Genomic DNA, 12,429 nt, shown 5'->3' on the forward strand with positions numbered 1-12,429 from the left:
TGATGAGTGACTATAAATCAACCCTGAATTTGCCGGAAACGGGGTTCCCCATGCGTGGCGATCTGGCCAAGCGCGAACCGGGAATGCTGCAACGTTGGTATGATGACAATCTGTACGGCATCATCCGCGAAGCCAAGAAAGGGAAAAAAACCTTTATCCTGCATGATGGCCCTCCTTATGCGAACGGCAGCATTCATATTGGTCACTCCGTTAACAAGATTCTGAAAGACATTATTGTGAAGTCTAAAGGCATGGCAGGTTACGACTCGCCTTATGTGCCGGGCTGGGACTGTCACGGTTTGCCTATCGAGCATAAAGTTGAGCAGATGATCGGCAAGCCGGGCGAAAAAGTCAGCGCCGCCGAATTCCGCGCCGCCTGCCGTCAGTATGCCGCCGAACAGGTTGAGGGGCAAAAAGCCGACTTTATTCGCCTGGGCGTGCTGGGTGACTGGGATCGTCCTTACCTCACCATGGACTTCACCACCGAAGCCAATATCATTCGTGCGCTGGGTAAAATTATCGGCAATGGCCATCTGCATAAAGGCGCGAAGCCGGTGCACTGGTGCATGGATTGCCGTTCTGCGCTGGCCGAAGCCGAAGTGGAATACTACGACAAAACCTCGCCGTCCATCGACGTGATGTTCAATGCCCTTGATGCCGATGCGGTGCGTGCAGCCTTTGGCGTCACCGCCTCAGAAGGCCCGGTTTCGCTGGTGATCTGGACCACAACACCATGGACCATTCCGGCTAACCGCGGCATTTCACTGCACCCTGAGTTCGAATACCAGCTACTGCAGATTGATGGCCGCAGCCTGATCCTGGCAAAAGATCTGGTTGAGAGCGTGATGAAACGCGCAGGCATCAGCGACTGGACCGTGCTGGGTGAGTGCCAGGGCGCGGCACTGGAATTGCAGCTGTTCCAGCATCCGTTGCTTGAGCAGATTCAGTCCAAAGTCGTCTTAGGCGAACACGTCACGCTGGATGCCGGTACGGGTGCCGTTCACACTGCCCCCGGTCATGGCCCGGATGACTACGTGATTGGTCAGAAATATGGTCTGGAGACGGCGAATCCGGTCGGCCCCGATGGCGCCTACCTGCCAGGGACTTATCCCGGTCTTGACGGCATCAACGTCTTTAAAGCCAACGACATGATCGTTGAACTGCTGAAAGAGAAGGGTGCCCTGCTGCATGTTGAAAAACTGCTGCACAGCTACCCGCACTGCTGGCGTCATAAAACCCCGATTATATTCCGTGCCACGCCGCAGTGGTTTATCAGCATGGATCAGAAAGGCCTGCGTGCTCAATCACTGCAGGAGATCAAAGGCGTTCAGTGGATTCCGGACTGGGGCCAGGCGCGAATTGAATCCATGGTTGCCAACCGCCCTGACTGGTGTATTTCCCGTCAGCGTACCTGGGGCGTGCCCATGGCGCTGTTCGTGCATAAAGAGACCGAAGCGCTGCATCCTGAAACCCTGGCGCTGATGGAAAAAGTGGCCCAGCGTGTTGAGCAAGAGGGCATTCAGGCCTGGTGGGATCTCGATCCGCGCGATCTGATGGGCGACGATGCCGATCACTACGTTAAAGTGCCGGACACCCTGGACGTCTGGTTTGATTCCGGTTCAACCAGCTATTCGGTTGTCGATGCCCGTCCGGAGTTTGGCGGCAATACACCGGATATGTATCTGGAAGGTTCGGATCAGCATCGTGGCTGGTTTATGTCTTCGCTGATGATTTCCACGGCAATGAAAGGCAAAGCGCCTTATCGTCAGGTGCTGACGCACGGTTTCACCGTCGATGGTCAGGGCCGCAAGATGTCGAAATCCATTGGCAATACCGTTGCGCCGCAGGATGTGATGGACAAACTGGGTGCGGACATTTTACGCCTGTGGGTCGCCTCTACCGATTACTCGGGTGAGATGGCGGTATCGGACGAAATCCTGAAACGTTCTGCGGATGCCTACCGTCGCATCCGTAATACGGCGCGCTTCCTGTTAGCCAACCTGAGCGGCTTTAATCCGCTAACCGATCTGGTTAAGCCGGAAGAGATGGTGGTGGTCGATCGCTGGGCAGTCGGACGTGCGCAGGCTGCGCAGGCTGATATCGTTGCCTCCTACGAGAACTACGATTTCCACGAGGTGATTCAGCGCCTGATGCAGTTCTGCTCCGTGGAAATGGGGTCGTTCTACCTCGATATCATCAAAGACCGCCAGTACACCGCGAAAGGCGACAGCCTGGCGCGTCGCAGCTGCCAGTCGGCACTGTGGCACATTGTTGAGGCGCTGGTGCGCTGGATGGCACCGATCATGTCTTTCACGGCCGACGAAATCTGGGGCTATCTGCCAGGCGATCGGGCGAAGTACGTGTTCACAGAAGAGTGGTATACCGGCCTGTTTGGTCTGCCAGAAAACGAAGCGCTGAACGATGCGTACTGGGCAGAACTGCTTAAAGTACGTGGTGAAGTGAACAAGGTGATCGAGCAGGCGCGTAGCGACAAACGTATCGGCGGCGCGCTGGAAGCGTCCGTGACGCTGTATGCCGATGCGGACCTGGCGACGAAACTGCAGGCGTTAGGTAACGAACTGCGTTTTGTGCTGCTGACCTCTGGCGCACAGGTTGCTGATTACGCCCAGGCAGGCGGTGACGCGCAGCAGAGCGAACTGTTAAAAGGTCTGAAAATCGGCCTGAATAAAGCAGAAGGCGAGAAATGCCCTCGCTGCTGGCACTACACTACTGACGTCGGTCAGAATCCCGAGCACGCTGCGGTGTGCGGTCGCTGTTACACCAACGTAGCCGGAAACGGCGAAGAGCGTAAGTTTGCCTGATGAGTAAACCTGTTTTCTCCACCGGATTGCGCTGGCTGTGGCTGGTGCTGTTAGTTATCGTTGTTGATTTCGTCAGCAAGCAGTGGGTAATGAACAACATGATGCTGCATGAAACGCAGCCGCTAATGCCGTTCCTTAACCTGTTCTATGCGCACAACTACGGCGCAGCGTTCAGTTTCCTTGCTGATAAAGGCGGCTGGCAGCGCTGGTTCTTTGCCGGTATTGCGCTGGCAATTGTGATCTCGTTGCTGGTGATGATGTACCGCAACAGCGCCAGTCAGAAGATAGCCAATATCGCCTATGCATTGATCATTGGCGGCGCAGTGGGCAATCTGTTTGACCGTTCGTATCATGGCTTCGTGGTGGATTTTATCGATTTCTATGTCGGTAACTGGCACTTTGCTACATTTAATATCGCTGACTGCGGCATCTGTATCGGTGCCGCGTTGGTGGTGCTGGAGGGCTTTTTCAACCCTTCCAGCAAGCAGGTTAAAAAAGGGTAAAGCATGACTGAGTCTGTACAGGGCGACAGCGCGGTGTTGTTGCATTTCGTCATGAAGCTGGAAGACGGCTCTGTGGCAGAATCCACCCGCGCCAACGGTAAACCTGCGCTGTTTCGGCTCGGCGACGGTAGCCTGTCTGGCCCGCTGGAGCAGGCACTGTTGGGATTAAAAGCGGGTGAAAAACATCATTTCACGCTGGCGCCAGAAGATGCCTTTGGCAGCGTCAGCCCCGATCTTATCCAGTACTTTTCCCGTCGTGATTTTATCGATACGGGTGAGCCGGAGATCGGTGCCATCATGCTGTTTACCGGAATGGGCGGTAGTGAAATGCCGGGCGTGATTCGGGAGATTTCCGGTGATTCAATCACTGTGGATTTCAATCATCCGCTGGCAGGCCACCGCGTTCAGTTTGATATTGAGGTGCTGGATATCGATCCGGTACTGGAGGCGAACAATGCAAATTCTGCTGGCTAATCCACGTGGTTTTTGTGCGGGTGTCGATCGTGCCATCAGCATTGTTGAAAACGCACTCACCCTGTTTGGTGCGCCGGTTTATGTGCGTCATGAAGTGGTACATAACCGCTACGTGGTGGACAGCCTGCGTCAGCGCGGGGCCATTTTTATTGAGCAGATCGCGGAAGTGCCCGATGGCGCTATCCTGATCTTCTCTGCCCACGGCGTGTCTCAGGCGGTGCGCAATGAGGCGAAGGGGCGTGAGCTCACCGTCTTTGATGCCACCTGTCCCTTAGTCACTAAAGTTCATATGGAAGTCGCCCGTGCCAGCCGTCGGGGTGAAGAGTCGGTGCTGATTGGTCACGCAGGCCATCCGGAAGTGGAAGGCACCATGGGGCAGTACAATAACCCCAAGGGCGGGATGTATCTGGTGGAGTCGCCGGACGACGTCTGGAAACTGGACGTTAAAGATGACAACCGCCTGTCCTTTATGACCCAAACCACGCTGTCGGTGGATGATACGTCAGACGTGATTGATGCGCTGCGCGCCCGTTTCCCGAAAATCGTGGGGCCACGCAAAGACGATATTTGCTATGCCACCACCAACCGTCAGGAAGCCGTAAGGGCAATGTCGCAACAGGCCGATGTGGTGCTGGTGGTCGGATCGAAAAACTCGTCCAACTCCAATCGCCTGGCCGAGCTGGCACAGCGCATGGGTAAAGCTGCCTATCTGATTGATGATGCGGCGGACATTCAGCCTGAGTGGGTAGTCTCTGTAGGTTGTGTTGGCGTTACGGCCGGTGCGTCAGCGCCCGATATTCTGGTTCAGAACGTGATTGCTCGCCTGCAGGAACTGGGCGGTGGCGAAGCGAGAGTGCTGGAAGGGCGGGAAGAAAACATTGTGTTTGAAGTCCCCAAAGAGTTGCGGGTTGACGTCCGCAATGTGCAGTAACCGCACACTCGCAGTTATTAAAAGGCCGACTCTGTTCGGCCTTTTTGCTTTTCAGACCAGGCCTGCGGCAGCTGAAATTGCTTTTACTGATAATCCGCCTTGCCTGGCATAAAAATTCTTATTATCCCTGATAAAGAGTGGCGCAGTTGTTATCTCATCGTTAACCTGATTGCGCTTGCATGCATAGTTTTGTTTTAGGAATGAATAAATATGAAGAATATCCGCATTGCCATCGTGGGTGCGCCGGGGCGCATGGGGCGCAATCTCATCCAGGCGGTTGCGCAGATGGAAGGCGTTGAACTGGGCGCTGCGCTAGCCCGTCCCGGATCGTCGTTGATCGGCAGCGACGCAGGCGAACTGGCCGGTACCGGCAACGCGGGCGTTATCCTGGGCGATGACTTACGCGCCGTGATCGATGATTTTGACGTCTTGATCGATTTTACCCGCCCCGAAGGAACGCTGGAGTACATGGCCCTTTGTCGTGAGCACCGTAAGGCCATGATCATTGGTACCACAGGATTTGACGAAGCAGGCAAGGCAGCGATTCGTGATGCTGCGGCAGAGATTGGCATTGTGTTTGCCGCCAACTTCAGCATTGGCGTTAACCTGGTACTCAAGCTGCTGGAGAAAGCGGCCAAAGTCATGGGCGATTATGCGGATATTGAGATTATCGAAGCCCACCATCGCCACAAAGTCGATGCGCCTTCAGGGACCGCCCTGGCGATGGGCGAGGCGATTGCAGAGGCAATGGACTGGAAACTGGATGAACATGCCGTTTACAGCCGAGAAGGCCATACCGGCGAGCGTCATGCGAACACGATTGGTTTTGCCACCGTGCGAGCAGGCGACATTGTCGGGGAACATACGGCAATGTTTGCCGATGACGGTGAGCGCGTTGAGATAACCCACAAGGCTTCCAGCCGCATGACCTTTGCAAAGGGCGCGATAAAAGCAGCGTTATGGGTGAGTGAGAAGAAAACAGGGCTTTATGACATGCGCGACGTGCTGGATTTATCGAGTTTGTAATGGGTTTACCTGTGTGATGTGGTGATTTCAATCGCTAATGAATTGATTGAAAAGGGCAATTTTTTAATTGCCCTTAATTTTATTTAAAATAAGGGCTTTGCCTAATTTTTTCAGTGAGTGGCTCAAAAGTAGGGTTATCGCGTCCCTGTTTTTGTCATAAACCTGTTAATTTTGACCATTTGGTCAAAATTAATCGTGTGCACTATCAGAATAAACGTTGATTGCGATTGGCAAACGATTATTCGGCTGTGTTTACCCCTGTTTTTGCCGCTTATCCTCTGCATTTTCGTTCTGAGCCCGAAAAGATGTTAAAAATGTTGCTTCAGGGTGGACAAGTATCAGGACGATCATTAGAATGCGCGCAATTTGCCAAAAATTGACCACTCAGGCAGTTTTTGCATTGATTCAGATCACTATTATGAATTAATATGCAGATATTGTGACTGTTTATTCCCTGGAGGATGTTTTGATTAAGTCAGCGCTCTTGGTTCTGGAAGACGGAACCCAATTCCACGGTCGGGCCATCGGGGCTACAGGGTCGGCAGTGGGGGAAGTCGTTTTCAATACGTCAATGACCGGTTATCAAGAAATCCTCACTGATCCCTCCTATTCTCGCCAAATCGTTACTCTTACTTATCCCCATATCGGCAATGTTGGTGCAAACGCCGCCGACGAAGAATCCAGTCAAATTCATGCGCAGGGCCTGGTGATTCGTGACCTGCCGCTGATTGCCAGTAACTATCGCAGCGAAGAGAGCTTATCGGCTTATCTGCAGCGCAATAACATCGTCGCGATTGCCGATATTGATACCCGCAAGCTGACGCGTCTGCTGCGGGAAAAAGGGGCGCAGAACGGCTGTATCATCGCGGGCGACAACCTGGATGCCGCACTGGCCTTACAAAAAGCGCAGGCTTTCCCCGGCCTGAAAGGTATGGATCTGGCGAAAGAAGTGACAACGGCGGAAACCTACGCCTGGCAGCAGGGGAGCTGGACACTGGAAGGGGATTTACCGGAACAGACACCGGCGGAAGCCCTGCCTTACCATGTTGTGGCTTACGATTACGGTGCGAAGCGCAATATCCTGCGTATGCTGGTAGACCGTGGCTGCCGCCTGACGGTTGTGCCGGCCAAAACACCAGCCGAAACGGTACTGGCGATGAATCCGGATGGCATCTTCCTGTCTAACGGCCCTGGCGATCCTGAACCCTGTGATTATGCGATTGAAGCCATTCAGGCCTTTCTGAAAACGGATATTCCGGTATTCGGTATTTGCCTTGGCCATCAGTTGCTGGCTCTGGCCAGCGGTGCGAAAACCGTCAAGATGAAGCTGGGCCACCATGGTGGTAACCACCCGGTGAAAGATCTGGATAACAACCGCGTAATGATTACCGCGCAGAACCACGGTTTTGCCGTTGATGAAACCGATCTGCCCGCGACCCTGCGTGTTACCCATATCTCCCTGTTTGATAAGACCGTGCAGGGCATTCACCGCACCGATAAGCCAGCGTTTAGCTTCCAGGGTCACCCGGAAGCCAGCCCGGGACCGGGTGATGCCGCACCGCTGTTTGACCATTTTATTGAGTTGATTGACGCATTCCGTTCGAAAGCAAAGTAATCAGGAGCTAATCATGCCAAAACGTACAGACATAAAATCCATCCTGATTCTTGGTGCCGGTCCGATTGTGATCGGTCAGGCCTGCGAATTCGACTATTCCGGTGCCCAGGCTTGTAAAGCCCTGCGTGAAGAGGGTTACCGGGTTATTCTGGTCAACTCAAACCCGGCAACCATTATGACCGACCCGGAAATGGCCGATGCGACCTACATCGAGCCGATTCACTGGGAAGTGGTGCGTAAAATCATTGAAAAAGAGCGCCCGGATGCGGTGCTGCCCACCATGGGCGGCCAGACAGCGCTGAACTGTGCGCTGGAACTGGAACGTCAGGGCGTACTGGAAGAGTTCGGCGTCACCATGATCGGTGCGACCGCCGATGCCATTGATAAAGCAGAAGACCGTCGTCGCTTCGATGTGGCGATGAAAAGCATTGGCCTGGGTACGGCGCGCTCCGGTATTGCGCACACCATGGATGAAGCGCTGGCGGTGGCTGCAGACGTCGGCTTTCCCTGCATTATCCGTCCGTCTTTCACCATGGGCGGCACCGGCGGCGGTATCGCCTATAACCGCGAAGAGTTTGAAGAGATCTGCGAACGCGGCCTCGACCTTTCTCCTACCAACGAGTTGTTAATTGACGAATCGCTGATTGGCTGGAAAGAGTACGAGATGGAAGTGGTACGTGACAAAAACGACAACTGCATTATCGTCTGCTCCATCGAAAACTTTGACGCCATGGGCATTCACACCGGTGATTCCATTACGGTTGCGCCAGCACAGACGCTGACCGATAAGGAATACCAGATTATGCGTAACGCCTCGCTGGCGGTACTGCGTGAGATTGGTGTCGAAACCGGCGGTTCCAACGTACAGTTTGCGGTGAACCCAAAAAATGGTCGCCTGATCGTTATCGAGATGAACCCCCGTGTGTCGCGCTCCTCGGCACTGGCCTCTAAAGCGACCGGCTTCCCGATTGCGAAAGTGGCAGCGAAACTGGCGGTTGGCTATACGCTGGATGAACTGATGAACGACATTACCGGTGGACGCACGCCGGCCTCGTTTGAGCCTTCAATCGATTACGTCGTCACGAAGATCCCTCGCTTCAACTTTGAAAAATTTGCCGGTGCGAATGACCGCCTGACCACGCAGATGAAATCCGTGGGTGAAGTCATGGCGATCGGTCGTACCTTCCAGGAGTCGATGCAGAAAGCGCTGCGCGGCCTGGAAGTCGGGGCGAATGGCTTCGACCCGAAAGTTCACCTGGACGACGCTGAGGCGTTAACCCGTATCCGCCGTGAGCTGAAAGATGCCGGTTCGGATCGTATCTGGTACATCGCCGATGCCTTCCGCGCGGGGATGTCGGTAGACGGCGTATTTAACCTCACCAACATTGACCGCTGGTTCCTGGTGCAGATTGAAGAGCTGGTGCGCCTGGAAGAGCAGGTTGCGCGTGAAGGCATGAACGGCCTCAACGTGGATTTCCTGCGTGCACTGAAGCGTAAAGGTTTTGCGGATGCGCGTCTGGCTTCACTGGCGGGCGTAGCGGAAGGTGAAATTCGTAAATTGCGTCAGCAACATAATCTGCACCCGGTTTATAAGCGTGTCGATACCTGTGCGGCAGAATTCTCTACCGATACGGCTTACATGTACTCCACCTATGAAGAAGAGTGCGAAGCGAATCCTAATCAGGATCGTGACAAAATCATGGTGCTGGGTGGCGGACCAAACCGTATTGGCCAGGGCATTGAGTTTGACTACTGCTGCGTTCATGCGGCGCTGGCGCTGCGTGAAGATGGTTTTGAAACCATCATGGTGAACTGTAACCCGGAAACCGTCTCGACGGATTATGACACCTCTGACCGTCTCTACTTTGAGCCGGTTACGCTTGAAGACGTGCTGGAAATCGTACGCATCGAAAAACCGAAAGGGGTGATCGTGCAGTACGGCGGTCAGACGCCGCTGAAACTGGCTCGCGCACTGGAAGCGGCAGGCGTACCGGTAATCGGTACCAGCCCGGACGCTATCGACCGGGCAGAAGATCGCGAACGCTTCCAGCAGGCCGTTGACCGTCTGAACCTGAAGCAGCCGGCTAACGCCACCGTTGCCACGCTGGAGCAGGCCGTAGAGAAAGCCGCCGGCATTGGTTATCCGCTGGTGGTGCGTCCTTCCTACGTGCTGGGCGGACGCGCGATGGAAATCGTCTATGACGAAATCGATCTGAAGCGTTACTTCCAGACGGCGGTGTCGGTTTCCAACGATGCACCCGTCTTGCTGGATCGTTTCCTTGATGACGCCGTAGAAGTTGATGTCGATGCCATTTGCGACGGCGAACGCGTGCTGATTGGCGGCATCATGGAGCATATCGAGCAGGCTGGCGTCCACTCGGGTGACTCCGCGTGTTCTCTGCCGGCCTATACGCTGAGCGAAGAGATTCAAAACGTGATGCGCCAGCAGGTCGAAAAACTGGCGTTTGAGCTGAGCGTGCGCGGTTTGATGAACGTGCAGTTCGCGGTGAAAGACAACGAAGTCTACCTGATCGAAGTGAACCCACGTGCCGCGCGTACCGTGCCTTTCGTGTCAAAAGCGACAGGCGTCCCGCTGGCGAAGGTTGCCGCGCGCGTGATGGCAGGCAAAACGCTGGCAGAGCAGGGCGTAACCAAAGAGGTGATCCCACCTTATTACTCTGTTAAAGAAGTCGTGCTGCCCTTTAACAAGTTCCAGGGTGTTGACCCGATTCTCGGTCCGGAAATGCGTTCAACCGGTGAAGTCATGGGCGTGGGCCGGACCTTCGCTGAAGCCTTTGCCAAAGCGATGCTGGGCGCGCAGAGCAACATGAAGAAAACCGGACGTGCCCTGTTGTCCGTGCGTGAGGGCGATAAGAAACGTATCGTCGATTTGGCCGCTAAGCTGCAGAAGTTTGGCTTCGAGCTGGATGCTACCCACGGTACGGCTGTGGTGCTGGGCGAGGCGGGCATTAATCCTCGTCTGGTTAACAAGGTTCACGAAGGTCGCCCACATATTCAGGACCGCCTGAAGAACGGCGAATATGCCTACATCGTGAATACCACAGCAGGTCGCCAGGCGATTGAAGACTCCAAGCTGATTCGTCGCAGTGCTCTGCAATATAAAGTGCATTACGACACCACGTTGAACGGGGGTTTTGCAACGGCGATGGCGCTCAATGCGGACCCAACGGAAAAAGTGATTTCAGTCCAGGAGATGCACGCACAAATCCTTGCGCAGAAATAGCGCGGGCTGATCGCGCGTCATCGCCCCTGTGGGGGGATCGTCTGTCAGTAGTCTGACAGACCGTCCTGCCTGCAGGGGCTTTTTTGTGTTTAATCCCAGGAAGCCTGTCGGGACAACATCGGCCAGCAGGCCGTTGCATTGCGCGCAAAGAGCGGCGTCAGCGACTGTTTTACAGATGGCGGAAATACGGTTGCTGCTATCGGCGGTCAGTGGCAAGCGAAGACTTCATCAAGGTGAGGTGCCGCAGGCATTATTGCTGGGGCTGGGTTTTATCAGACCGCTGTTCATAGCCGATCAGACAAACTCTGTTAAACCCTATTTAAATTTTGCGCAATACAGGCTGTTAATCATGATGGCTGGTGCTGAATAACACGCTGTTCTGTATTTGGTTTTACCTGTTCTTTTCAAAATTATGACAAATTACGAATAAAAAGATGTTTAAACCTGCTTTGCGAAACGTGGCGCACTAAATAGGGATATGTTGTCATTTAAATACTTGTTAATAATATCAACTCATTCCCTGTTGATTCCTCTTTCTCTGCCTTCTCCTGACCATTTGACTGTTATTAAACGGATTTTAAACGAACCTGTATTGCTGCCGATCACGCTTGATAATCAACTGTTCAGTTGTTCCGCTTAACTTTAAGATGCCCTGTGTTTTGCAAGGTTTTACGTTTTCAGAGAACAGCCTCGTTTTTCTGAAGTTTAAAGACTTAATTAAGAGCTCGTGTTTAATATGTTTATTCCCAAATTTTTCAGGTGGGGACAGTGCTCTTTTGACGATTATCAAATAGCCTGTAATAGTTTTGGTTACAACTGCGAGTCAGCGCCGGGATTTATTGCATTTAAAATGCGACATGAGCAGTCCTTTGAGTTTTATGCTTATAAACGTAAAGGCAAAATAGTGGGGAGCGTTTGCGTCGAAAATGGCTGGCTTGCCAACGACGGCAGACACCGGCAACGTTCTCTTCCCGCACTGCTTACACCGTCAACATCCGTCTATGTGCCTTTTTGCAACGAGGTTCCGCAAAAGGTGCTTTTACCTTTCCGTTGTAAGTCGCTGCATCACTTGCAGAGTCAGCGGTTTCTTAATACGTCTTATGGCCTGTTGAGTAAAAGCCATGCTGCTTTTACCAAGAACCCTGCTGCCGACTTTTCCCGGAAAACCGTCTCCACGCGGGAACGTGAGTTACGAAAGTTTCTTAATGACGGGGGCAGTTTTCTCAACGTCAGCCAGCTTGATGGCGAACACATTTTTGACGTATTTGAGACCCTTTACCAGGCGAGACGAAATCAGGCTATCGCTGACAGGGAAATCAATAAAGCGTTCTTCCGGGAATTTCAGCCTTGTTTCAAAGGCTACATCATGTTCCTGAATAATGAACCTGTTGCGCTGCAGCTGTTGTTATCTGTATCCAGCTGCGCCGGGATGTTCGTTGATTTTATTAATATCGGCTACCGGATGGACAGCAACGCAGGCGCTGTGGGTACGATGTTGATGTGGAAGAACCTGACGTCTGTGTATCAGGACGCTGCCGATACGCAGCTCCCGCTCTATTACTCCTATGGATCGATGTCCGGGGACTATAAAAACCGGTGGTGCCATTCGGTCAATAATGGTCGTGTCATTATCTGATTGCTCAGATCGGCAAGGCCGCATTGTTGCCCGTCTGAGTCAGTCGATGATATTGGGAATGCGACTGCGCGAGGCGAAACGCCCTTTATTCATGCCCGCGCCATCGGGCGTTGCCCGCCAAACAGGCCTTTTTCGCATTATTCTGCACACTTTCCCCTGCCAGCGCGGTGGCAGCGGA

8 protein-coding genes are annotated in these 12,429 nt (G+C 53.5%); all 8 read left to right on the top strand.

Going from position 1 to position 12,429, the window contains the following annotated elements; genetic code table 11:
* The first annotated feature begins 2 nt into the window (after positions 1 to 2).
* The 8 genes from ileS to A6A26_RS08710 all read left to right on the top strand — a co-directional run bounded on the left by ileS (position 3) and on the right by A6A26_RS08710 (position 12,251).
* Positions 3 to 2,822: an isoleucine--tRNA ligase gene (gene ileS / locus A6A26_RS08670; protein ID WP_063878359.1), complete on the top strand. Its 2,820-nt coding sequence runs from the start codon at positions 3 to 5 to the stop codon at positions 2,820 to 2,822.
* Positions 2,822 to 3,325: a signal peptidase II gene (gene lspA, locus A6A26_RS08675; protein WP_063878360.1), complete on the top strand. Its 504-nt coding sequence runs from the start codon at positions 2,822 to 2,824 to the stop codon at positions 3,323 to 3,325. The genes ileS and lspA overlap by 1 nt, the downstream gene beginning before the upstream one ends.
* 3 nt (positions 3,326 to 3,328) lie before the next feature.
* The gene (gene fkpB / locus A6A26_RS08680) at positions 3,329 to 3,799 is read left to right on the top strand and encodes an FKBP-type peptidyl-prolyl cis-trans isomerase (protein WP_063878361.1); all 471 of its coding nucleotides are present in this window, start codon (positions 3,329 to 3,331) and stop codon (positions 3,797 to 3,799) included.
* Positions 3,780 to 4,730: a 4-hydroxy-3-methylbut-2-enyl diphosphate reductase gene (gene ispH, locus A6A26_RS08685; protein ID WP_063878362.1), complete on the top strand. Its 951-nt coding sequence runs from the start codon at positions 3,780 to 3,782 to the stop codon at positions 4,728 to 4,730. The genes fkpB and ispH overlap by 20 nt, the downstream gene beginning before the upstream one ends.
* A 210-nt stretch (positions 4,731 to 4,940) precedes the next feature.
* Positions 4,941 to 5,756: a 4-hydroxy-tetrahydrodipicolinate reductase gene (dapB, locus tag A6A26_RS08690; RefSeq protein WP_063878363.1), complete on the top strand. Its 816-nt coding sequence runs from the start codon at positions 4,941 to 4,943 to the stop codon at positions 5,754 to 5,756.
* A gap of 466 nt (positions 5,757 to 6,222) precedes the next feature.
* Positions 6,223 to 7,371 (top strand): glutamine-hydrolyzing carbamoyl-phosphate synthase small subunit, encoded by a 1,149-nt coding sequence (gene carA, locus A6A26_RS08695; protein ID WP_063878364.1) that lies wholly within the window; start codon positions 6,223 to 6,225, stop codon positions 7,369 to 7,371.
* Positions 7,372 to 7,384: 13 nt separating this feature from the next.
* A complete protein-coding gene (carB, locus tag A6A26_RS08700) occupies positions 7,385 to 10,615 on the top strand; it encodes a carbamoyl-phosphate synthase large subunit (protein ID WP_063878365.1) in 3,231 nt (1,076 codons plus the stop codon).
* 736 nt (positions 10,616 to 11,351) lie between these two features.
* On the top strand, positions 11,352 to 12,251 hold the full coding sequence (locus A6A26_RS08710; RefSeq protein ID WP_063878367.1) for a GNAT family protein: 900 nt from the start codon (positions 11,352 to 11,354) through the stop codon (positions 12,249 to 12,251).
* The last annotated feature ends 178 nt before the right edge of the window (positions 12,252 to 12,429 follow it).

Origin of the sequence: Pantoea sp. OXWO6B1, assembly GCF_001641135.1 — a bacterium.
Taxonomy (GTDB): domain Bacteria; phylum Pseudomonadota; class Gammaproteobacteria; order Enterobacterales; family Enterobacteriaceae; genus Pantoea; species Pantoea allii.

Excerpts from the sequence above, each read along its gene's own strand:
- ileS (WP_063878359.1), top strand. The coding sequence starts at position 3 with ATGAGTGACTATAAATCAACCCTGAATTTGCCGGAAACGGGGTTCCCC.
- lspA (WP_063878360.1), top strand. The coding sequence starts at position 2,822 with ATGAGTAAACCTGTTTTCTCCACCGGATTGCGCTGGCTGTGGCTGGTG.
- fkpB (WP_063878361.1), top strand. The coding sequence starts at position 3,329 with ATGACTGAGTCTGTACAGGGCGACAGCGCGGTGTTGTTGCATTTCGTC.
- ispH (WP_063878362.1), top strand. The coding sequence starts at position 3,780 with ATGCAAATTCTGCTGGCTAATCCACGTGGTTTTTGTGCGGGTGTCGAT.
- dapB (WP_063878363.1), top strand. The coding sequence starts at position 4,941 with ATGAAGAATATCCGCATTGCCATCGTGGGTGCGCCGGGGCGCATGGGG.
- carB (WP_063878365.1), top strand. The coding sequence starts at position 7,385 with ATGCCAAAACGTACAGACATAAAATCCATCCTGATTCTTGGTGCCGGT.
- A6A26_RS08710 (WP_063878367.1), top strand. The coding sequence starts at position 11,352 with ATGTTTATTCCCAAATTTTTCAGGTGGGGACAGTGCTCTTTTGACGAT.